Below are 22,371 nucleotides of genomic sequence, written 5' to 3'. Positions count from 1 at the left end.
GATGGACACGACCGCTCCGGTCGGGCCCGCACCGCAGGCCCTTCCCGGGCTGCCCGGCCCCGATCCCGACCAGGTGACCCCGGGTGGTGTCCTGACCCGGCGCGTACCCACCCAGGCCTTCGAGGTGCACCTCGATGTCTACTCAGGGCCCTTCGACCTGTTGCTCGGTCTCATCGCCAAGCACAAGCTCGACATCACCGAGATCTCGCTGGCCAAGGTCACCGACGAGTTCATGGCGCACATCCGGGCAGCACAGTCATCCGAGGCCGGGTGGGACCTGTCGCAGGCCTCCGAGTTCGTGCTCGTGGCGGCGACCCTGCTGGACCTCAAGGCGGCCCGGCTGTTGCCGCAGACCGGACCCGAGGACGACGACGACCTCGCCCTCATCGAGGCCCGCGACCTGCTCTTCGCCCGCCTCCTGCAGTACCGCGCCTACAAGGACCTCGCCCACACCTTCGGTGAGCGGATGGCAACGGCCGGCCGCATGCAGCCGCGCGTGGTCGGTCTCGAAGCGGCGTTCGCCAAGCTCCTGCCCGAGCTCGTCATGACCATCACCCCTGAGCAGTTCGCCATGCTCGCCGCGCGCGCCCTCACGCCCAAGGTGCCCGAGAACGTCGGCCTTGCCCACCTGCACGCCCCGGCCGTCAGCGTCCGGGAGCAAGCGGGGATCATCGGCGAGCGGCTCCGGCGCGGACCGTCGACCTTCCGGGCCTTGGTTGCCGACGCCGATTCGACCCTCGTCGTCGTGGCCCGCTTCCTGGCCCTGCTCGAATTGGCTCGCGACAACAGCGTCGGCTTCGAGCAGGCCGAGGCGCTGGGGGAGTTGACGGTCCGATGGACCGGGGCCCTCGACGGGGAGATCGAGGTCGACGACGAGTTCGACGAGGACGTCGATTCACACGCACAGCCAGAGGATGGAGCCCGTGATGAGTGAGGCGACCAGCGCGGTCGATGAGGCAATCCCCGAGGCGCCGCCGGAGGACACGCAACTGGCCTTTGACGTCCACGCCTTTCCCGGTGGTGTGCGTGGGGCCCTCGAAGCGGTGCTCATGGTGGTCGACGAGCCGCTGTCTGCCGTCGCTCTCGCGTCGGCGCTCGAGGTGCCGGTGCCGGACGTCGAGGCCGAGCTCGCCGCCATGGAGGAGGAGTATGCCGCGCAGTTCCGCGGGTTCTCGCTGCGCCGGGTCGGGGACGGCTGGCGCTACTACAGCCGTGCCGACTATGCCCCTGTCGTCGAACGATTCCTGCTCGACGGACAACAGGCACGTCTCACCCAGGCGGCGCTCGAGACGCTCGCGGTCATCGCCTACCGCCAGCCGGTGTCCCGGTCCCGCGTGTCGGCCGTGCGGGGGGTCAACGTCGACGGCGTGATCAGGACGCTGCTCTCCCGCGGCTTGATCGAGGAGGTCGGGCACGACACCGAGTCCACGGCCATCCTCTACGGCACGACGAGCCACTTCCTGGAGCGCATGGGTCTGTCCAGCCTGGACGAGTTGCCTGCCCTGGCGCCCTACCTGCCCGATGTCGACGTGCTCGACGAGATCATCGAGCGGGGCCGGTCATGACCCCCGGCGCCCCGCGCCGTGGTGGTGGCGGAAGCGGTCGCCCGACGGGCGGAGCGGGCCGCGGTGGCCCAGCAAAGGGGGGGTCCGGGCAATCGCGTGGGGCTGGCCGCCCTCGCCGGGAGAAGGGCGGATCGGGCACGACCAAGCCCTCACAGCCGACCAAGGCCCCTCAATGGCCGCGCAAACCCTTCGTCGACGTCCATGACCCGGAGGGCACGCGCCTGCAGAAGATGCTGGCCGCCGCTGGCGTCGGCTCGCGGCGGGTGTGTGAGCAGCTGATCGCCGACGGTCGCGTCGAGGTCGATGGCCAGGTGGTCCGTGAGCTCGGGGTCCGGATCAACCCGGGCCAGGTCGTCCACGTGGACGGGGTGCGGGTCCAACTCGATGAGTCCCGCGTCTACCTGGCCTTCAACAAGCCCTTGGGTGTCGTGACGAGCATGAACGACGAACTCGGCCGGATCGACATCGGCGACTACGTCGCCAACCGCAAGGAACGGCTCTTCCATGTGGGTCGTCTCGACGCCGACACCGAGGGCCTGCTCCTGCTCACCAACGATGGTGAACTCGCTCATCGGCTCCAGCACCCACGCTATGGCGTCCTCAAGACCTACCTCGCCCAGATTCCCGGGCCGGTGCCCCGTGACCTGGGCAAGCGCCTGCGACAGGGGATCGAATTGGAGGACGGCATGGTGGCCGTCGACTCCTTCAAGGTGGTGGACTCCCAGCCGGGCAAGGCCCTGGTCGAGGTGGTCCTCCATGAGGGGCGCAAGCACATTGTCCGGCGCATGTTGGCCGAGGTCGGGCACCCGGTGCTCTCCCTCGTCCGCACGCAGGTCGGACCGATTCGCTTGGGTGACACCAAGTCCGGCCGCTGGCGAGCCCTGACGGCGAGCGAGGTCGGAGCGCTCTACAAGGCAGCCGACCTGTGACGATCCAGCGCGTCCACGTCATCGGCTCCGGCCTCATCGGGAGCAGCCTGGGTCTGGCGCTCTCCCGGCGCGGAGTCCACGTGACCCTGGAGGACATTTCGTCGACCAACGCCGCCCTGGCTCGCGACCTCGGGGCGGGGGCCCTACCCGAACCGCTCGACACACCCGATGTCGTCGTCGCGGCCACGCCCCCTGATGTCACCGCCGGAATCGTCGCGGGTGCGCTCGACCGGTGGCCGTCCGCGGTGGTGACCGACGTCGCCTCGGTCAAGGGGTCGATCGTGCGCGCCCTGGAGCAGCGCGGCGGTGGATCCGGGGACCTCCGTCGCTACTGCGGCTCCCACCCAATGGCCGGGCGCGAGCGGTCCGGGGCCATTGCCGCGCGCGCCGACCTCTTCGAGGGCCGACCATGGGTCGTCACCCCCACCGATGCGACCGCCGCCGACGCACTGGCCACCGTGCAGGAACTCGCCCGGCTCGTCGGGTCGGCCGTGACGGTCCTGGACCCTGCGTCCCACGACGCTGCGGTTGCTGCCGTCTCCCACGTTCCCCAGGTGGTGGCCTCCCTGGCTGCGGCCCGGCTGCGTGACCTGCCCGAGGAGGCGGTCGGTCTCGCCGGCCAGGGCCTGCGCGATGTCACCCGGATCGCGGCGAGCGACCCCGGGCTCTGGACGCAGATCCTCGCCGCCAACCCCCGGGCTGTGCGTGACGAGCTCAAGGCATTCTCCGGCGATCTCGAAGCCGTCATCGGGGCCCTGGGCCAACTGGGTGACGGTGACGACGCACCCGGTGCCCGCGGCATACTCGCCACGACGATCGCGAACGGCAACGCCGGCCACGCCCGGATCCCGGGCAAGCACGGTGCGGCGCCGACGCAGTACGGCGTCGTGCGCGTCCTCATCCCCGACGAGCCGGGCCAACTCGGAAGGCTCTTCCAGGACGTGGGGGACACCGGCACCAACATCGAGGAATTCATCATCGACCACGGTCTCGGCGGGCAGTTCGGTGTCGGCGAGGTCTACGTGGTCCCGGCGGCCGCCGAGGGACTCGCCGAGGCGTTGCAACGAAAGGGATGGACCCTGCATGCCTGAGCAACTGATCATCGCCATCGACGGGCCATCGGGCTCCGGCAAGTCCAGCGTGTCCCGGGCGGTCGCCAGCCGACTGGGGGTGGGCTATCTCGACACCGGGGCGATGTATCGCGCTCTCACCTGGTGGTGCCTCGATCAAGGCATCGACCTCGACGACCGGGACGCCGTCACCGACGCGGCCGGCGACTACCCCTTGGCCATCGGCACCGACCCCGAGGACCCGGTGGTGCAGGTCGGTGACACCGACGTGACCCAGGCGATCCGCACGCCCGAGGTCACCGCTGCCGTGACCAAGGTGGCGACGAACACCGACGTCCGACCGATCCTCCAGCTGGCCCAGCGCGACCTGATGGCGGCCATAGCCGAGGACACCGGTGGCTGTGTCGCCGAGGGTCGGGACATCACGACCGTCGTGGCTCCCGACGCCCACGTGCGCATCCTGCTCACCGCGTCGGAGGAGGCCCGGCTGCGGCGCCGCTCGACCGAACTGCACGGTCATGCCGAGGCCGAGGCCGTGGCGGCCACCCGGGACTCGATCGTCAAGCGCGATGCCGCCGACGCCACGGTCTCGCAGTTCACAACCGCCTCCGACGGCGTCGTCACCGTGGACACCTCAGACCTCGATTTCGAGGGCAGCGTCGACGCCGTCCTCACTGTGGTGACCGACCGCACTGGTCGAGTCCCTCGGTGAGCACCCCGGCCCCCTCCGCGTGGAAGGCCACGTGGGGGCACGTCGTCGGGCGTGGGCTCTTCGAGGTGTTGTATGCCGTGGAGCGCCACGGCGTCACGCGTGTCCCGCGCCGCGGGCCGGTCCTCCTCGCCGCGAACCACACCGGCTACCTCGACGGCGCCCTCGTGGCCTCGATGAGCCCGCGACCGGCCCACTTCCTCGTGCTGACCGACACCTTCGACACCGTGGCCGGGCCGCTGCTGCGCGCCTCTGGCCAGATCCCCCTCGACCAGAAGGTCGGGGATCGCACGGCGCTCGGACGGGCCATCGAGGTGCTGCGGCGGGATGGCGTCATCGGCATCTTTCCCGAAGGCGGGCGGGGCAGGGGAGACCTTGCCGAGGCCGGCCGGGGGGTTGCGTGGCTCGCGATCAACGGCCGCGCCACGATCATCCCCACCGCCTGCTTGGGCACCCGAGCGACCGGTGAGCACGCCGACTCCTGGCCGCGCGTGCGCAGCCGGCTGGTCGTCGACTTCGGTGCCCCGGTGGTCCTCGAGCTTCCCGACGGCATCCCGGGCCGGCAGCGACTCCACCTCGCCGGTGAGCAGGTGAGGCTCGCCCTGGCCGGGCACGTGGCCGAGGCGAGTCGGCGACACGGCATACCCCTGCCCGAGGACATCCCCGAGGGTCTGGTCGGGACCTGAGACCGAGCGGTCGGGCGACCCCGCGGCATACGGGACAATGGAGGGATGAACGCCGACCAGGTCCAGCCGAGTAGCACCGACGAGACCGCGGCCGACGAGTCCCAGGTGGCTGACGCCCTGCGCGCAGGGCTCGACGATTTCGACCTCTCCGACGAGGACCTTGCCCTTCTCGGGCGCGACGACGGGGACGACGTCGCCGATGACGAGGAGGCGACCCGACCGGTCGTGGCCATCATCGGGCGCCCCAATGTGGGCAAGTCGACCCTCGTCAATCGGATCATCGGTCGGCGCGAGGCCGTCGTCGAGGACGTCCCGGGAGTGACCCGCGACCGGGTGGCCTATGACGGCGACTGGTCAGGCCGCAACTTCACCCTGGTCGATACCGGCGGCTGGGAGATCGACGCGACCGGCATCCACCTGCGCGTGGCCGAGCAGGCCGAGGTCGCCGTCGACCTGGCGGACGCCGTGCTCTTCGTCGTCGATGCCACGGTGGGGGCCACCGACGACGACGAGGCCGTCGTGAAGCTGCTGCGGCGCAGCGGCAAGCCGGTCATCCTCATCGCCAACAAGGTCGACGACCAGCGCGGCGAGGCCGACGCCGCAGCGCTCTGGAACCTCGGTCTGGGCCAGCCATGGCCGGTCTCGGCGCTTCACGGTCGCGGCACCGGGGACGCCCTCGATGCTCTGCTCGAGGTGCTGCCCGAGAAGTCCTCCGTGTCCGGCGCCTACCAGCGAGGCGGCCCGCGCCGCGTGGCGCTCCTCGGCCGCCCCAACGTCGGCAAGTCCAGTCTCCTCAACAAACTCGCCGGGGAGGAGCGCGTCGTCGTCGACGAGATGGCGGGCACCACGCGCGACCCGGTCGACGAGCTCATTGAACTCGGCGGCAAGACGTGGCGATTCGTCGACACCGCGGGCATCCGGCGTCGGGTGCACCAGACTCGCGGCGCCGACTTCTACGCCTCGCTGCGCACGCAGACGGCTCTAGAGAAGGCCGAGGTTGCCGTGGTGCTCCTCGACGCCGCCAACCCGCTCACCGAGCAGGACGTGCGGATCATCAGTCAGGTCATCGAGGCCGGGCGCGGACTCGTGCTCGCCTACAACAAGTGGGACCTGACCGACGAGGAACGGCGCTACTACCTCGAGCGGGAGATCGAGCGCGACCTCGTGCAGATTCCGTGGGCCCCACGGGTCAACGTGTCGGCACGCACCGGCCGCCACCTGGAGAAGTTGGTCCCGGCCATCGAGACCGCCCTGGACTCGTGGGAGACCCGAGTTCCCACCGGGCGCCTCAACGCCTTTCTCGGCGAGGTCGTCTCGGCCCACCCGCACCCGGTGCGCGGCGGGAAGCAGCCGCGCATCCTCTTCGCGACCCAGGCCGGGACGCGCCCCCCGCGATTCGTCGTCTTTGCCTCGGGCTTCATTGAGGCCGGGTATCGCCGCTTCATCGAGCGCCGCCTGCGCGAGGAGTTCGGTTTCGAAGGAACCCCGATCGAGCTCTCGGTCCGGGTCCGCGAGAAGCGTTCCCGCCGCTGACATCCGGAGTCCGTCCTGAGGCATCCCAGGACGCATCGACCGGCACGCTGCCCCGGATGCCGCACCGCCGGAACCGATTCGGACCACCGGTTCCCATGGGCTAAAGTTGGCACGCCCTTCCACGGAAGGCACCCTCTCGGGCTGTGGCGCAGCTTGGTAGCGCACTTGACTGGGGGTCAAGGGGTTTACCCCGCTCTGGTCGGCCCGAACAACTGAAAATTTATGCCACGGGCTGTGGCGCAGCTTGGTAGCGCACCTGACTGGGGGTCAGGGGGTCGCAGGTTCAAATCCTGTCAGCCCGACGTAAAAGCCCAGGTGAGAGCAGGTTTCTCGCCTGGGCTTCATCATGTCCGGCGGTCGTCTTTCGTGGTCCCCATCTGGTCCCCCCTGGCGCTCTCGCCGGCGGTCACCTGTGGCCGAACGGGGCGCCTTGAACCCGCTTCCTGTGGATAAGGGGACCAAAAGGGGACCAGAACGCTTCCGGGAGCACTCCCGCGGGCGTCGGAGCGCATCACAGGCCCCTGGTCGCGGGGCTGCTGCGCCGGGCGTGCTTGCGTTGTCCGGCGGCGGAGAGGAAGGCGTTGGCCTGCTCGGCGGCGGAGGCGAGGTGACGGTCGTCGGGGTGCAGGTAGCCGCGTGTGGTCTCCATCGAGGCGTGCCCGAGGATGTCTTGGAGGACGTGCAGCGGGATACCGGCATCGGCCATCCAGGTCGCCCCGGTGTGACGTAGCCCGTGCCGGGTGAGGTCCGGCAGTCCGAGCTTCGCGACGACGCCGTCCCAGTTGGTGGCGTCGCGGACGGTCGCGGTGGTGAGGTAGCCGCCCTTCGGGCCGACCAGCAACGAGTCCTCCGGCTGCTTGCCATCGGTGAGGCGTTTCAGCACAGGACGGAGCGGTTCCAGGATCGGCACGCGGCGTTCCTTGCGGCTCTTGGTCGGCTTGGTGACCAGGCCACCCTTGCCGGGGAACACCTGCCGGCGGATCACGACGAGGTTCTTACTGAAGTCCACGTCCCCTACCTGCAACCCGGACACTTCCGAGGACCGTGCGGCGAGCAGCGCGGCGAGCATCACAAAGTCGCTGTAGGACTGATGCACCTTTCCGCACGCCCTGGCGAGGCGGTTGAGGGTCTTCATGTCCGGGATTGCGTGTGCCCGCGGGGAGGCGTGTTCGGCGGACTGGCTGCGGAAGGCGTTGCGGTTCAGGCTCCGCTTGGCACGGTTCTTCGCGGGGTTGATCTGGATCAGCCCGTCCCGCACGGCTTCATCAAGCACCCGCACGAGCGGGGCGATGGTGTTCTTGATGGTTGAGGCGCCGTGACGCTGTTCCCACTCATCAATGGTGCGGTCGATGATCCCCGCGGTGATCTGGGTGACCGGCAGATGCCCGAGCGCGGGCAGCACCCGCAGCTTCAGCCCGTACCCGTAGGTCTCGCCGGTGGAGGTCGGGTCCAGGCCACGCGCCCACCGGTCGCCGATGGAGGTGACGAACTCCAGCAGCGTCATGCACACGTCCATGCCCTTGGTCGAGGAGTTGCGGAGCTGGTCGAAGAACGCGTGCGCGGCCGCTTCGTCCCGCACGATCTCCGATCGGATCACCCGGCGCTTGGTGGTCGGGTCCGTCCACCGGGCGCGGGCGCGGATGCCGTAGGAGCGACGCTCCATGTCCGTGGAGACCTTCACACCGATCGGCGGGACCGGCTTGGGTTCAGCGGTCGGCTGCGGCTCAGATCTCCGAGGCATGGTCGTGTTCCAGCTCGCTCAGCCAGCGGTCCATCGCATCGAGCCGGTACCGGGCGATCCCTCCCAGCCGCAGGAACGGCGGGCCGGTGCCGGCTGAGCGCCACCGCGACAGGGTGGACTCCGAGACCTTCAAGTACGCCGCCACCTCCCGGCTGTCCAGCAGTGGCGAGACGACCAGTGCCTCGGTCTTGTCGCTCACGACACTTCTCCGGTGTCCGGGTCGAGGTCGCGGTAGAAGGCTTCCTCGGCCTCGCGGCGGGCCTGGACGTCGGCCATGACGAACTCCACGAACTCGGCGTCGCGGTCGATGATCGGGATGTCCTCGATCGGGTCTCTCGGTTCCTCGCCGGGCCAGACGGTCTGCCTGGTGGGGCGGTCGTGGTCGAGCCGGGTGCCGCAGGCGGCGACCCATTCGCGGAGCCGCTGCCGGGCGTCGGCGAAGTCGCGGTGCCAGCCGAGCGGTGCGCTGCCGTTCTGGTCGGGGTCGTAGGCGCAGAGCCAGTGGAGGTGCAGTGCGCTCAGCTCCCACAGCAGCTCGGGGTGCATGTGCCAGGCGGGCGGGATCACGGAGGCGGGGAGCCCGTAGGTGTGGCGCAGCCAGTCCACCCAGCGGTTGAGTTCCAGCCACTCGGCCTCGGCGCCCTCGGCGCTCAGTAGGTTCCAGTTGATCGGGTGCGGCGGCTCGGCGATCAGCAGCTCGTCGTAGCCGTCGTCCATCTCGTCCACATTCGAGTCGGGAACGTCGTTCGTCGTGGCGTCGCCGTGAGGTTCGTCGGACATGCTGTACTCCTGTCTGCTCTCCGGCCCCGGTGGTGCCGGGCCGTTGTGGCGGGCAGGTGCTCCTTGCCGCGACCGGCGTTCAGGTGTCGGAGCGGCGCAGCAGGGCTTCGATCTCGGTGCGGTCGGCGGTGAGCTGGGCGGCGTCGGGGCGCTTGGGCCAGGGGTGCAGGTCGGTGACGATCGGGGGTGCGGAGCGCAGCAGCACGATCCCGGTCCCGAACGGGAGACGGCGGATGCGGTCGGGCGGGAAGATCGGCACCCGACGCACGGAGCGCTGGTTGGAGCGGGTGCCGTGGTCGCCCAGCGTCACGGAGTCGGTGTATTCGTCGCGTTCGCCGACCAGGGCGCTCAGGTCTTGCAGGTCTCGGCTGTTGGATGCGCCGCCGAGGATGATCTTGACGATGGAGGCGTCCCAGATCGCGTTCGCCTGGTGCTCGTTCCACTTGTCCCGCGCCTGCGCGAGCGATTGGAGCACCGGCATCGTCGTGATGCCCGACCCGCCGCCTTCGGCCATCAGCGTTGGCAGCGACGGCAACGGCGAGAGGTTGGCTATCTCGTCCAGCGCGAGCAGCATCGGCGGATCGAGCCGGGCGCCGGCCGATCGTGCGGCCAGGCGGCGGGCGGTCTCGATGAGGTCTTCCACGAGCGCGGCGACCAGCGCGGCGCTGGCTCCGGCACCGGAGCCGGTTGCCAGGAGGAACAACGTGCCGCGGTCGCGGATGAATGCTTCGGGGTCGAAGCCCTCGCCGGGGCCGGGTGATACGGCGTCGAGCACGCGCGGGTCGGCCAGCGAGCCGAGAGCCAGGGAGACGCCCTGCCAGATGGAGTCGCGGGTGCGGGGGTCGGAGTCGATCATTGCTTCCAGGGACTCGGCCCATCCGGTAGCGGCCTGGGTGGAGCCGGTCAGGATCGCCACCGCGTCAGCGGCCGCGGTCGGATCGAGAGTCCACCGGAACAGCTCGGCCGGTGGTCGGTTGTCGATCGCCGCCGCGTGCAGCAGGGCTTGGAGCGCCGCCCGTGTCTTGCCCTCCCAGAAGCCTCAGCCATCGACACTGCCCGCGGACAGGCCGGTGCCGGCGGCGAGGCCGGCGGCGCGGATCAGCGCCGTCTGCGGTGACTCACAGCCCCGGATGGGTGACCAGCGCAGACCGGCGGGCAGACCATCGGCCAAGTGTTGCGGGTCGAAGATCGCGACAGGGCCGATCCTGCGGCGGGCACGCATGGTCGCGGTCAGGTTGTCCGGCCTGGTCGACGTGACGACGACGGCGCCGGGGGCGTCGAGGATCGCTGGGATCACCAGATGCAGGCCCTTCCCGGAGCGGGGCGGGCCGATGACCATGATCGAGTCCTCGACCGAGGCCCACACGCTGGTGCCCTTGGAGGTGCCGAGCCTGTAGCCCACGTCCTGCGGCTTCGGGTCGCTGAGGCCGGGGCGCAGGCTTCCCGCGCGGCGCAGGAGCGCCTTGTCAGATGCAGCGGCGGCGACTTCGTGCCGGGTGGCGATGCCGGCCATGCGGCGCGGATCGGCTTCGATCCGGTGGGTGTGACGGCGCAGCCGTTGCCACGCCCATAGCCCGCCGGAGACGAGGCCGGCGAGCAGCAGCCCGAAGACGATCCAGTAGACGACCGGGTTCAGGCCGTCCGCGTCGAGCGCCGAGCCGGGATCGCCGGGGCGGAACAGCACTCCGACCCCGGAGGCGGGATCGCCGGCCGGCTGGGGTGTGCCGGTCAGGAACGCGGCCACCGATCCAGCGGCGCGCAGGATCAGCGCGACGCCGAACAGGACGACCAGCCCGATCATCGCGGCGTTGGTCAACTCGTCTCCGAACGAGCCGGTCTGCCGGCCCTGCTCGTTCACGGCAGCCGCCGGATGATCGTGGTGCCGGAGACACGGCCGAACAGGATGACCTCGATGACCCCGCCGGCCCGGTCGACGCCGACCCCGGCCGGGTCGATGAGGGCGCGCGCGGTGCCGGTGTGGGCGGCGTCGGTATGCCCGGTGACGACGGCGACCGCCACGTCCTCGCCGGGAACGAACCCCTCGCCCTCGACGGCGTGGAACACCGGCCCGGCCGGCACCTCCGGTTCGGGCTCGGGGCGGGAACGCCGGCGACGCGCGGCGATGATGTCGGTGAAGGTCGTGCCGTCCGCTTCGCGGACCTCGACCCTGGCCGGTGTCGTCCGGTCGTTCGTGGCGCGGTCGATGATCTGCCCGAACGAGGATCGTCGCCACGGCGGCGCGAAAGGGTCGGGGTCCAGCCGTTTCCCGTCGACGGTGACGGTCACGGTGCCGTCCTCGTGCACGTCGAGCACGACGAGCGGGATGGAGACCGGGACGGGCTCAGGCTCGGGTTTCCTCATGCCGCAAGGTGAGCCAGAACCGCACCCGGCCGGACGACCCACGGCGAACTCGGCTTCCGCCGTTAGCCTTCTAGGAGGAGGAGAAGATCACTGGACAGGAGGGGTTTCGGCCGACTGGTCGGCGGACCAGGACAGGCAGGTGCACCCTGTGCGGGAACCGAGCCCGGCTGACCAAAGCTCACGTTCCGCCGAGGGCCGCTTTCAACCAGGGAAGCTTCGCTTGGGGCGGCACGACAGAAGACAACAGCCTCGGCTACGGACGGCCCAAGCTCGGAGGCGCGAGCCTGTACGCGCACTGTGAGGCTTGCCGCGCACACACGTCCCCCTGGGATGACGAGTACATCCGATGGGCGCACTGTTTTGCCGGCCACCTGCTCAGATCGCAATGGAAGGGCGAGCGGACCCACATCGCGGGCGAGCTGACCGATGTGCGTCCTGGCAGATTCATCCGCGCGGCCATTGCGGGCATGACCGCGCTGACGCCGAACCTCATCGACTCGCACTCTGACCTTGTGCGTGCTGTGCGCGAGGGCATCCCGATCCAGGCGCCCCAAGACATGCGATTCTTGGTAGCCATCGCACCGGACGGAAGCTCGGCCCATGTGGAGGGAAGCCACGAGGCTCTCGTTGTCCGCATGTCACAGGACAGCGAGAGCGGTGGGTGGTCAAGCACGACTACGCCGGCGCCATCCGCGGTGATTCACTTCCCGCCTTTCAGCCTGCTCCTTGCTGACCGACAACTGGTTGGCTCGTTCCCCCACGTCGACTGCACCGACTGGTTGGAGCTCGGAGTCGATGACCCAGCCAACGTGTCCGTTGCACTCCCCGTAGTCGATCTTCCCAAGACACCAAGTGCGCCCGTGCCGATTGCAATGCTTCAGTTCACGGAGGCCCGCGCATGATCCTGAATGCCGGTCATGCGGGCAGTCGTGTCGAACGCGGCCAGCTCGGCGGGGTGGAGCTGGTGCTGCACCACAAACGAGCGATCCTTGATGCGCCACAAGCCTTGCCCGGTGCCGAGTCCGGGCAGCAGGCGTTGTTCGGTGCCGGTCAGTCCTAGCGCCGCGGCAGTCGGGCCGAGCTGATCGGTCTCCTGCCGGTAGACGATCCTCGTCTCCGCATTTGCCAGCAGGCTGTTCGCCAGCGCCCGGTTCGCCGACCCTGCGTCGCCGACGTTCTCCAAGTCGGTGAGCTTGTGGAACACGAGCAGGTTCGCCAGCCCGTAGTGTCTCGCCAGCCGCCAGTGTGCGTCCATCCTCCCGCTCCTTCGATAGCTTCGCGTGGCCTCGGGTCATCGGGCGCCTCGGCCAAGAACAGCGGCAACGTACGCTCGGCACAGTCAGCGGCCCACAAGGCCAGGATTCGGCGGTCGTTCTCACTGAGAGTGAGTGCGCCCGGTGTCTTGGTTCTTGGCCGGTCCTTCGCGAGCTGCGCTCGACCTGGGTCGGCGCCGTCAGACTGGCGCAAAGATTGATCCAGTGCATGAATCAACTGGCTGACGCGACTTCGCCCACGCGGGGGGTGCGGATACCGGCGGAGGACATCACTGAGCACCGCTGTCGCTCGCTGTCGAGACCTGTTCAGCAACGCATCGCCGAGGGTGGGGTCGCCTCCGGCTGTCAGCTCCGCGATGTGGGCCGCATTTGCCGCAGCACGCAGGATGTGACCGACCTGGCTCGCCTGAGCGATCGGATGCAGGTACGCCGCGGACGCCGCATCCCCGGCTGACTGTGCGGCGAGCCGTGCAGCTTCGGAGGGAGCAGAGCGAGCGGCCCGGTGAGCGTCGAGCGACGCGACGCGCTGCAGCTTGGTTCGGTTCGCCCCGTTGACGAACGTCCAGGCCGCCTCGATCGCGGCACGGGGACGCGGATCATCGGGCACGGCCTGCTCGAACACATCGAGCACGTCCTCGGCATGCATCACCACGTAACGCACGACGGTGCGGAGCTCGCCTATCGTCAGATCGAAGTCTCCCGGTACGGTGCCGCTGTGCTGTGCCATGTTCATCAATAGTATCCTTGAATAATCCGTTGGCACTTGTCGACAAGAAGCCCGCCAGGTGCCACTCCAACCCTCAAATGGAGGTCAAGGTGAGGTCCATCGACATCGCCCGCGAGCACGGCCTCTCCACGCAGGCGATCCGCAACTACGAGGAAGCCGGCCTCATCCCTCGGGCTCAGCGCAGCCCAAGCGGCTACCGGGACTACACCGCCGCTCATGCGGCGGGCGTGGCAGCCTATATGGCCCTCATCCCCGCCTGCGGCTATCCGTTCAGCCGTCGCATCATGCTTGCCGTAACCCGTGGCGCCCTAGACGAGGCGCTAGAACTCGTCGATCAGGGCCATGCCCTCTTGGCTCGTGACCGCGACACGCTCAGAACAGTCGAGACGGCGTTGAAACATCTCGGGGCGGACATCCCGCCAGAAGTGCGCGGAACACGGGTCAGGTACAGCATCGGCGAACTTGCCGGCCACCTCAGGATCAGCCCAGCCACGCTAAGGGCCTGGGAACGCGCCGGAGTGCTCAATCCGCAGCGCGACGCACACACCGGACACCGCCAGTACCACGCTCAGGATGTTCGTGACGCCGAGCTGGCGCACCTGCTCCGCCGGGGAGGCCAACCGCTCAGCACCATCAGAACCGTCTTGGTCGAGCTTCGAGACGCTGGCAGCATCCAGGCACTCAAAGGGATGTTGGCCGAATGGCGGAGTCAGCTCAGACTGCGCGGACTCGCCCAGATGAACGGTGCTGCCCGACTCTTCGCGTACATCAATGCCATAGGTGCTTGACGGACCGATCTTCGGTCCGCTCAATGCGCCAGAAGAGCATCGATATCGCCTACCTGAGCTGCGAGCACCCTGTGGCAGGTCGCTATCGCGTCATGAACTGCGCCCATGGACCCTTGTAGTCCGCCTGGTGTTCCCGCCAGTACGTGATGCGATCGATGTACTCGCTGACACGCCGCTCGACAGGTTCTCGACAGTTGTCGACTCCGCTACCCAGCACGATCGCAGTGAGGTCGTAAACCGGAAACCCGAGTGCATGCCCATTCGCGTGGACGACTCCGCAAGCTTGCCCGACGGCATGACACAGGGCAATATCGCTGGGGGATTCCAACTCCTTCGCGAACGCGTGACAGGCCAGGATAGCCCGCTTTGCAACTGGCATCTTGACCTCGCCAGCCGCCCATGCACGAGTCGTGTCGAGAGCAACTTGTGGGCGCGTCTCTTCTGGGTAACGTCGCCTCAGTGTTTCGACGGCCTGCGAGGCGAAGTCGAACGCCCAGAGAACCATCACCTTGTGGCTCTCGCGGTCGATGATGTGGCTCAGCTCACCGAACAGCGGACTGTTCTTGGGGAACAGAACCACATTTCCACGCTTCAGCTTCGACCTCGTTTGGTCGAGCCAGTCGGTCGCATCTGCTGTCATTCACATTCCTCTTCCACGTTCTTCGGCGGTGTCTGAGGCGACGCCGGCGGTGACGCTGACCACGCAGATGGCGCAGCTCAGCAGGCAGGACGGAAACGCCTGTGGCCGTCGCGAGCAGTGACTCGGTGCGCCACAGACATCAATCCTATCACTGCACATTAGGTTGAGACTCTGTGCAGTTAGCAGCTCACATGGATCACGAAAACCCTCAATCAACGCTCAGCACAGATGTGTATCCGGCGTCGAGACTGCCAGGCACCGAAGCCGGTCGTGTCGGCTCCCAAGACAGCTTGAGCTCGGTGAGGGCGGCGACGGCCTGGAGCGGGAGCACCCCGTTGCCGAGGGCCGTTAGCTGCTGGTTCGGGCTAAGCCCGTGACGAACGTCGGTGACCCATCCGGCTTCGAGACCCATCCGCCACTCCACGAACTCCGGCGCCGGACGTGGCCCGGAATCGCCAGTCAGGAGTGCTGGTGCGGGAGCCGATCTTCCCGAGATGTGCTCCCACTGGGCGATCGCGGGGCGTAGCGTCCCCAGCGATGAAGATGTCTTCGACCAGCGACCACAGCATCTCCGCTTCGCTGCCCCTGCTCTGCGAGCCAGCCGCCCCGTTGAGAGCGAGGTCGATGATCTGATGCGAGAGCGCGATCGTTCCCCGCCGTGCCCTCACCTGTTCCAGTGACTCTCCGCCGCGCGTCGAGTCCGTGGCGAGCGGCGTCCTGAACAGTGCCTTGGTTGCGGGCGGCGATGAAGATGCGGAGCCTGGGATGAGGAGCACCGACATGGGACGCTGGTAGGCCGACCCATTCCGCGTCATACCGCAGGTCGGCCAGGTCGCCGAGTACGGCGCCGACTCCCCGAGCCATCACACGTCTTTCAGACGAGGCCGACGCCGCCCGAGGGCGGCGTGATGGAGCGGCGTTGACTGGTCGTGTCACGCCCACCTGGCGCCAGAGGAAGGGGCGCGACGGTGACGGTTTCGATGCGTGTGATGTCGGCCGGTGATGGCTACAAGTACCTGTTGAAGTCGGTCGCCGCGGGCGACGGCGACCGGAGTCTCAGCACGCCGCTGACTCGCTACTACGCCGAGGCGGGCGCGCCGCCGGGGTTCTGGATGGGCTCGGGCCTGGGCCGTCTCGGGCGCGGCGAGCTGGGCGAAGGTGCTCAGGTCTCGGAGGCCCAACTACGGCTCTTGATCGGGACGGGTCACGACCCGATCACCGGCGAACCGCTCGGACGCGCCTACCAGCAGTTCGCGTCGATCGCCGAACGGGTCAAGCAGCGCGTCGACGCGCTCGATCCCGAACTCGGTCCAGCGGCGCGGGCACAGGAAGTGACCGCGATCGAGGCGGAGGAAGCCGAGCGCGGGACCCGACGTGCGGTGGCGGGGTTCGACTTCACGTTCAGCGTGCCGAAGTCGGTTTCCGCGATCTGGGCGGTCGCGGACGCGGGCACGCAAGCGCTGATCGCGGACGCGCATCATGCGGCGCTTGCAGAGCTGGTTGCGTTCCTCGAACGCGAGGTTGCAGCAACCCGTGTCGGTGCAACCGGCCCGGACGGAGCGGTTGCACACGTCGATGTCGCCGGGGTCGTCGCGGCGGCGTTCGATCACTACGACAGCCGCTCCGGTGACCCGCAGTTGCACACCCATGTCGTCATCAGCAACAAGGTGCTGACCGTCCAAGACGGCCGCTGGCGGACTCTCGCCGGACGGCCGATGCACTCGGCGGTCGTGGCGGTCTCCGAGCTGTACAACGCGGCCCTGGCTGACCGGCTGACCCGCACGCTCGGGCTGGGTTGGGATGCGCGGGAGCGGGGTCGGGATCGGAACCCGGCGTGGGAGGTCGAGCGCGTGCCCGAGGAGCTGGTGGCCGAGTTCTCTACCCGCTCCCGGCACATCGAGGCCGAGAAGGATCGCCTGATCGCGGAGTACGTCGCCAAGCACGGCCGGCAGCCCTCGGCGCGGACGGTGCTGAAACTGCGGGCGCAAGCGACGCTCACCACGAGGCCGGAGAAGCAGGTCAGGTCGCTGGCCGACCTCACCGGCGAGTGGCGGCAGCGCGCCGGCCGCGTGCTCGGCCAGAACGTGACCGGATGGGCGCGCACCCTCACCAGCGGTGCAACTCCCCATCGGGTGCTGCGTGCCGATGATGTGCCGTTGGACGTGGTGGGCGAGGTCGGGCAGGCCGTGATGGAGACGGTCGGTGAAAAGCGTTCGACCTGGACCCGGTGGAACCTGCACGCGGAAGCCTCCCGACAGTTGATGGGCTGGCGGTTCGCCAGCATCGAAGACCGCGAAGCGATCACCGGCCTGGTCGTGGACGCGGCCGAGCGTGCATCTCTGCGGCTCACTCCGCCGGAGCTGGCGACCAGCCCGCTCAAGTTCCGCCGCCCGGACGGCACCACCCGGTTCCGGCCTCGGCACTCGACGCTGTTCTCGTCCGAGGCGCTGCTGGCCGCCGAAGACCGCCTCCTGGCCCGCGCCGACGCGCCAACCGGACCCACGGTGCTGTTGGAGACGGTGGAGCGGGTCGCCCGCACGCCCGACGCCCGCGGCCGGGTGCTCGGCGAGGATCAAGCCGCCGCCCTGTCCGCGATCGCCGTCTCTGGTCGGGTCGTGGACGTGCTGGTCGGCCCGGCAGGCGCCGGGAAGACCACCGCTATGAACGCGCTGCGCCGGGCATGGGAGAAGGAGCACGGCGCCGGGTCCGTGGTCGGGCTCGCGCCCTCGGCGGTCGCCGCGCAGGTCCTCGCCGACGATCTGGGGATCGCGACCGAGAACACGGCGAAGTGGTGGCAGAACCACCTCATGCACGGAACCACGGTCGAGGCGGGTCAGCTCGTCATCATCGACGAAGCCTCCCTCGCCGGCACCGCCTCGCTGGACCGGATCACCCGCGAGGTCGAGAAGGCCGGAGCGAAAGCCCTGCCCGGCCTCAAGTGGGGCATCCCCGCCATGCTCCTGGCCGCGGTCTACTTCTATGCGGCCGCGATCTGCACCACGATCATCAACGATGGCGGCCCCGGCTGGCTGTACCTGCTGGTCCTGCTGTTCGTCTGGAACGCCTTCAAGTTTCTCTGGATCGGACCCGTAACACTCGCCTACTTGCTCCGGCGTTCGCATCCCGAGCCCGATCCAGACGAACGATCCGATCGGCTCGCCTAGCGGGTCGAGAGAGTTCAAGCAGTGGTGCATCCCCCACAGACACGCCGGCAGCAGCTCACTCCTGCCCGCGGCGCGCCGTCGGGTTAGGGCCTGGGACGTCTGTGTCGCTGGCTAGACTGAACTTACGGCCGACAGTGAGAGATTGCGGGAAGATGACGGAAGAGCACGAGGTGTTGACCACCGACGAGGCGGCAGCGCTTCTTCGTGTCAGCACGAAGACCGTGCTGTCCCTAGCCAACTCGGGCGCGTTGCCCGGAGAGAAGGTCGGGCGAGCGTGGCGCTTCCTGCGGAGCGATGTTCTGTCCTTCGTGCGCGGAGCCGATAGCAAGCGTGGACGGAAGGGAGGAGATGGATGACCGCGGCACTGACAGAGGTCGTCACCTCTACGGTCCCTGAGTATCTGGGACACCAGCCGACTGTCATTGACTTCTTCGCCGGCTGCGGAGGAACCAGCGCTGGTCTGCGCGACGCGGGTATGCGAATCGCCGCGGCAGTCGATTTCGATGCTGCGGCGTCGGCTACCTATCGAGCCAACTTCCCAGAAGCGGAGTTTCACGAAGTCGACATTCGCAAGCTTGGGGTTGATGTCTTCGACCACTTGATCGAGAAGGATGCTCCGCTCGTGTTCTCTGCCTGCGCTCCTTGTCAGCCATACAGTTCGATGCGACCGTCCGCATCGCGGGCCCGTCCGCAAGAGCGATCGTTGCTACTCACGCTCATTCCGTTCATGGATCGGCTAAAGCCGGATGCTCTTATTGTCGAGAATGTTCCGGGTCTGCAGAAGATTCCCGGTGGCTCCACCTGGAACCGATTCCTGCGGTACCTAGCTCGCGCTGGCTACTCGACTCGGTGGGAGGTAGTAGATTGCCGCGACTACGGTGTGCCCCAGCGGCGTAAGCGGCTGGTTCTGCTCGCGTCCCGACACGGTTCCATCGACCTGCCCGAACCAACTCATGGACGCGATCGACAGCCGTATTCAACGGTACGAGACTGGATCGGCTCCCTGCCAGCCATTGAGGCTGGCGAAGCGCACCCAGACGATCCACTCCATCGTTCCGGGGCACTTGGCGATCTGAACCTGCGTCGAATCATGGCGCTTCCTGAGGGGGGAAGCAGATCGGAATGGCCGGCGGATCTCTGGCTAGATTGCCACCGAAACAGCAAGGGGCACCAGGACACATACGGTCGAATGAAATACGATGACACGGCGCCGGTCCTCACGACTAAGTGCACGGACATAACCAACGGCCGATATGGGCATCCGACGCAACACCGCGCGATCAGCGTCCGTGAGGCTGCTTTGTTGCAGACCTTCCCTCCGGACTTCAAGTTCCTCGGCAGCTTGAAGTCGGTGACGCGACAGATCGGAAACGCCGTGCCCGTGCTCGTCTCGAAAGCGATGGGTGAGCACATCGTCGAGCGCTTGCAGGCGTCCCGGTTCGGCGATCATGGCTGAGTTCAAGACGAGCGCCCGGGCCGTCGACATGCTGGGCCGACAGCAGATCGCGGGAATCCCTAGCGCGATTAGCGAACTATTCAAGAATGCGCATGATGCGTACGCCGAAAGAGCTGAAGCAGACTTCATTAGGTTCAAAGATGCGTTTGTAATCAGGGATGATGGCGACGGGATGTCGCGGCAAGACTTCGAGGGACGCTGGCTCACACTCGGCACCTCCTTTAAGTCGGCACAGAGTTCGACGGTCCAAGCTCACCCCGGCCCCAAACGCGCGATTCTGGGCGAAAAGGGGATCGGCCGGCTCGCGATCGCAGCAATCGGGCCACAGACCCTGGTCATAACGAAGGCGCGTGGACACCGCCGCGTTGTCTCTCTGATCCATTGGGGTGTCTTTGAGCTATCCCATGCTGATCTATCGCAACTCGCTGTTCCAGTCGAAGAACTGTCGGAGGGTGAGTCTCCCGACGTCCAGAGTATGGGAAGTCGGATTCTTTCGAATTTACGCGAACTTGTTACTGTCGATGATGAAGGTCTTTATGAGCGCATCGAGAAGGACATTGCGCGCTGGAGTAAGACCGATATCGTCGAGATTGCTCGAATGGCGGGATTTGATCTAGCCACATTCGACGCCGGGACGGCCTTCATAATCCTGCCCACGTCGCCAGACTTAGAAGCCGACCTTGAGCCGCCGACCCCAAAAGAGGCGGCTCCGTTGCTCAGAACCCTAATCGGATTCGCAAACACGATGACTCCTGGTCACAGCGCTCCGGAGCTGAGAACGGTATTTCGGGATCATCATGCTCCGGACAACATTCGCGATCTGATCGACGAACAGGAGTTCTTTACCGTTGAAGAGTTTCTGAATGCCGATCATCATTTTCAGGGCCAGTTTGACGAGTATGGGCAATTCACGGGGACGGTATCGATTTTCGGTGGCGATCCAATCCCGTTTCCGCTCGCTTGGCCCGCCGCCCGAGGAGTCAAGACCCAATGCGGGCCTTTTAAGCTTAATCTCGCATACATCCAGGGCAGGGCCAAGCAATCTAGGCTCGACCCGAATGACTACTTCTTGATCATCGAAAAGCTAGATCGCTACGGCGGACTTTACATCTACCGTGACGGGATCAGAGTCCTTCCATACGGCGACAGCAGGTTCGACTGGTTGGACGTCGAGCTTAGGCGAACTAAGTCGGCTTCTGATCACTTTTTCTCCTATCGTCGCATGTTCGGCGCGGTCGAGATATCGCGCGAAGCGAACAGTCTCCTGCGAGAGAAGGCCGGGCGCGAAGGGTTTGCCACGAACGAGGCTTATCGCCAGTTCCGCGCTATTCTTCAGAATTTTCTGCTTCAGGTCGCGGCCGAGTTTTTCCGCGAAGGTGGCGCTCAAGCTGAGATATACGAGGAGGGGCGTCTCGCAAACGAACGGATGGAAAAGGCGCGACGAGCGCGAAGCAAACAAGTACGCGTCCGCCGATCAGAGTACAGCGCGGCGCTCGACAAGTTTTTTGATGCGGTTGACACACATGCTCCCGAAGCGAGAGTTCAAGAAATACGGGCCGGCATCCTGGCCGCCATTGAGACAGCGAAGCGCGATGATAGCGCTGCGGCAGGGGCCGACCGCCTCGTTCGCGCCGAACTGGCTGCTAGGACGCAACTTCGTGAACTGACCTCAGACCTCCAAGTCAAGCGCCCCCGTGGCGTAGCGTTGAGTGCTGACTTGAGCCGTCGTTCTGTCGCTTACGAAGCGGCTCGATCGGAGGTTCTGTCGTCAGTTGTCGAACCGGCCGAACGCGAGATCGAGTCAGTTCTTGGCGAGGCGGGCCTCGCCCTGGACGCCGCATTGCACAGGAGGCTCCGCCTCGACCAGGCTATTGGTCAGGCAGTTTCAGAGAGTCGGACCATCGCAGGCCAGGCGAGACAGGACCTCAGCGGACGTGCGAACGCTGTCGCAAGCCAAGCCAAGGACGTCGCCAGGGATGCTCACCGTGCTCTTGAGGATGTTGCTGTCGGCGTGCTCCAGGAGGCGAGCGCGACGGATGTGTCCAGCATGAATGACAACGCGTTCACACTACTGAGGAATTCGCTTGAAGGGCGTGTTCGGAGTATGGCCGCCGCTCAAGTAGAAGAGCTCAACGCCATATCCGAGCAACTACGTGCCGTTGCATGGTCGTCGGAAGGCGACGGAAATGATCGCATATCCCTGCTCGACCAAGTGGAACAGCTAGAGGCGCGCGTTGAAGCGCTTACTGATCGTGCCGCACAGGACTTTGAACTGGTGCAAATCGGCATGGCTGTCAACATCGTGACTCACGAGTTCGAGAACAGCATTAAGTCAGTTCGCGATAATTTGCGAAGACTCCGATCGTGGGCGCAACAGAATGCCGGCTTGCGACCCCTATACACGGACCTGCGAGTCTCGTTCGATCATCTGGATGGATACCTCAAGCTGTTCACTCCGCTTCATCGGCGGCTCTATCGTGAGCCGGTCGAGATACGTGGCGTCGACGTTCAACGTTATCTTCATGATGTTTTCGAGAAGCGCTTACTCGACCAAGGCATCACGCTCAGCATCTCTGAGGCGTTTGAGGGAATGCGTATTCGTATGTACCCTTCGACCCTGTATCCGGTAATTGTCAACCTGATTGATAACGCCATCTATTGGCTTAGTCGTTACACCGGGGATCGAGTGATCTATCTCGACAAAAAGCCTGGAGTGATTACCGTAACCGACTCAGGTACCGGAATCAGCCTGGGCGATGAAGAGGCCGTCTTCGAACAGGGCTTTTCACGAAAGCCCGCAGGATCGGGATACGGCCTGTTCGTTGCGCGAGAGGTCCTACGGCGCGACGGTGCCGATATCACCCTCGCCGCCCCCGTCGCGGATCGAGGAGCTCGGTTCGAGATCGTTCTTCCGGACGAGAGCGAGGTTTGAGGTGGCGACGAGATTT

16 protein-coding genes, 2 tRNA genes and 4 pseudogenes are annotated in these 22,371 nt (G+C 66.8%); 14 read left to right on the top strand and 8 right to left on the bottom strand.

Annotated features, from left to right (window positions below):
• The first annotated feature begins 1 nt into the window (after position 1).
• The 9 genes from BN10_RS06355 (at position 2) to BN10_RS06315 (ending at position 6,794) form a co-directional block, all read left to right on the top strand.
• Positions 2-934 (top strand): segregation and condensation protein A, encoded by a 933-nt coding sequence (locus tag BN10_RS06355; protein ID WP_010850375.1) that lies wholly within the window; start codon positions 2-4, stop codon positions 932-934.
• A complete protein-coding gene (scpB, locus tag BN10_RS06350; RefSeq protein WP_040751004.1) occupies positions 927-1,565 on the top strand; it encodes an SMC-Scp complex subunit ScpB in 639 nt (212 codons plus the stop codon). Before BN10_RS06355 ends, scpB begins: the two co-directional genes overlap by 8 nt.
• Positions 1,562-2,494: a pseudouridine synthase gene (locus tag BN10_RS06345; RefSeq protein WP_010850373.1), complete on the top strand. Its 933-nt coding sequence runs from the start codon at positions 1,562-1,564 to the stop codon at positions 2,492-2,494. The genes scpB and BN10_RS06345 overlap by 4 nt, the downstream gene beginning before the upstream one ends.
• The gene (locus tag BN10_RS06340) at positions 2,491-3,585 is read left to right on the top strand and encodes a prephenate dehydrogenase (RefSeq protein ID WP_010850372.1); all 1,095 of its coding nucleotides are present in this window, start codon (positions 2,491-2,493) and stop codon (positions 3,583-3,585) included. The genes BN10_RS06345 and BN10_RS06340 overlap by 4 nt, the downstream gene beginning before the upstream one ends.
• Complete coding sequence (gene cmk / locus BN10_RS06335) at positions 3,578-4,276, top strand: (d)CMP kinase (RefSeq protein WP_010850371.1); 699 nt, start codon at positions 3,578-3,580, stop codon at positions 4,274-4,276. The genes BN10_RS06340 and cmk overlap by 8 nt, the downstream gene beginning before the upstream one ends.
• Positions 4,273-4,959: a lysophospholipid acyltransferase family protein gene (locus tag BN10_RS06330; protein ID WP_010850370.1), complete on the top strand. Its 687-nt coding sequence runs from the start codon at positions 4,273-4,275 to the stop codon at positions 4,957-4,959. Before cmk ends, BN10_RS06330 begins: the two co-directional genes overlap by 4 nt.
• Before the next feature lie 45 nt (positions 4,960-5,004).
• Entirely contained in the window at positions 5,005-6,492 is a 1,488-nt protein-coding gene (gene der / locus BN10_RS06325; protein ID WP_010850369.1) for a ribosome biogenesis GTPase Der, read from the top strand.
• Between the two features lie 137 nt (positions 6,493-6,629).
• Positions 6,630-6,700 (top strand) — tRNA-Pro (locus BN10_RS06320).
• A 20-nt stretch (positions 6,701-6,720) separates the two neighbouring features.
• A tRNA-Pro gene (locus BN10_RS06315) sits at positions 6,721-6,794 on the top strand.
• A gap of 209 nt (positions 6,795-7,003) precedes the next feature.
• Here the strand turns inward: BN10_RS06315 and BN10_RS06310 are convergent.
• The 7 genes and pseudogenes from BN10_RS06310 to BN10_RS18250 form a co-directional block, all read right to left on the bottom strand.
• Complete coding sequence (locus tag BN10_RS06310) at positions 7,004-8,155, bottom strand: tyrosine-type recombinase/integrase (protein ID WP_156917159.1); 1,152 nt, start codon at positions 8,153-8,155, stop codon at positions 7,004-7,006.
• A 61-nt stretch (positions 8,156-8,216) separates the two neighbouring features.
• Entirely contained in the window at positions 8,217-8,432 is a 216-nt protein-coding gene (locus BN10_RS06305; RefSeq protein ID WP_010850367.1) for a helix-turn-helix transcriptional regulator, read from the bottom strand.
• Positions 8,429-9,013, bottom strand: coding sequence for a hypothetical protein (locus tag BN10_RS06300; RefSeq protein WP_010850366.1), 585 nt, complete (start codon positions 9,011-9,013; stop codon positions 8,429-8,431). The genes BN10_RS06305 and BN10_RS06300 overlap by 4 nt, the downstream gene beginning before the upstream one ends.
• A 79-nt stretch (positions 9,014-9,092) precedes the next feature.
• A pseudogene (locus BN10_RS06295) lies at positions 9,093-10,814 on the bottom strand (type IV secretory system conjugative DNA transfer family protein).
• Between the two features lie 53 nt (positions 10,815-10,867).
• Positions 10,868-11,374: a hypothetical protein gene (locus tag BN10_RS06290; protein ID WP_010850363.1), complete on the bottom strand. Its 507-nt coding sequence runs from the start codon at positions 11,372-11,374 to the stop codon at positions 10,868-10,870.
• Between the two features lie 877 nt (positions 11,375-12,251).
• Positions 12,252-12,632 (bottom strand): annotated as a pseudogene (locus BN10_RS06280) (ATP-binding protein); the annotation flags it as partial.
• A 50-nt stretch (positions 12,633-12,682) separates the two neighbouring features.
• Positions 12,683-13,294 (bottom strand): annotated as a pseudogene (locus BN10_RS18250) (putative immunity protein); the annotation flags it as partial.
• Positions 13,295-13,452: 158 nt separating this feature from the next.
• Between BN10_RS18250 and BN10_RS06270 the strand changes: the two are divergent.
• Positions 13,453-14,163, top strand: a complete 711-nt coding sequence (locus BN10_RS06270) for a MerR family DNA-binding transcriptional regulator (RefSeq protein WP_010850359.1) — start codon at positions 13,453-13,455, stop codon at positions 14,161-14,163.
• A gap of 82 nt (positions 14,164-14,245) precedes the next feature.
• Here the strand turns inward: BN10_RS06270 and BN10_RS06265 are convergent, their stop codons facing one another.
• Positions 14,246-14,803 (bottom strand): putative immunity protein, encoded by a 558-nt coding sequence (locus BN10_RS06265; protein WP_010850358.1) that lies wholly within the window; start codon positions 14,801-14,803, stop codon positions 14,246-14,248.
• Between the two features lie 980 nt (positions 14,804-15,783).
• Between BN10_RS06265 and mobF the strand changes: the two are divergent.
• From mobF to BN10_RS06245, 4 genes and pseudogenes are all read left to right on the top strand, one after another.
• Positions 15,784-17,730: pseudogene (gene mobF, locus BN10_RS06255) on the top strand (MobF family relaxase); the annotation flags it as partial.
• 389 nt (positions 17,731-18,119) lie between these two features.
• A complete protein-coding gene (locus BN10_RS16245; protein WP_084310954.1) occupies positions 18,120-18,323 on the top strand; it encodes a helix-turn-helix domain-containing protein in 204 nt (67 codons plus the stop codon).
• Positions 18,320-19,423 (top strand): DNA cytosine methyltransferase, encoded by a 1,104-nt coding sequence (locus BN10_RS06250; RefSeq protein ID WP_010850353.1) that lies wholly within the window; start codon positions 18,320-18,322, stop codon positions 19,421-19,423. The genes BN10_RS16245 and BN10_RS06250 overlap by 4 nt, the downstream gene beginning before the upstream one ends.
• On the top strand, positions 19,416-22,355 hold the full coding sequence (locus BN10_RS06245) for an ATP-binding protein (RefSeq protein ID WP_010850349.1): 2,940 nt from the start codon (positions 19,416-19,418) through the stop codon (positions 22,353-22,355). The genes BN10_RS06250 and BN10_RS06245 overlap by 8 nt, the downstream gene beginning before the upstream one ends.
• The last annotated feature ends 16 nt before the right edge of the window (positions 22,356-22,371 follow it).

This window comes from Phycicoccus elongatus Lp2 (assembly GCF_000367525.1).
In the GTDB taxonomy this organism is placed as follows: Bacteria; Actinomycetota; Actinomycetes; order Actinomycetales; family Dermatophilaceae; genus Phycicoccus_A; species Phycicoccus_A elongatus.
The sequence above is the reverse complement of the archived record's forward strand: the minus strand, read 5'-3'. Positions and strand labels throughout refer to the sequence as shown.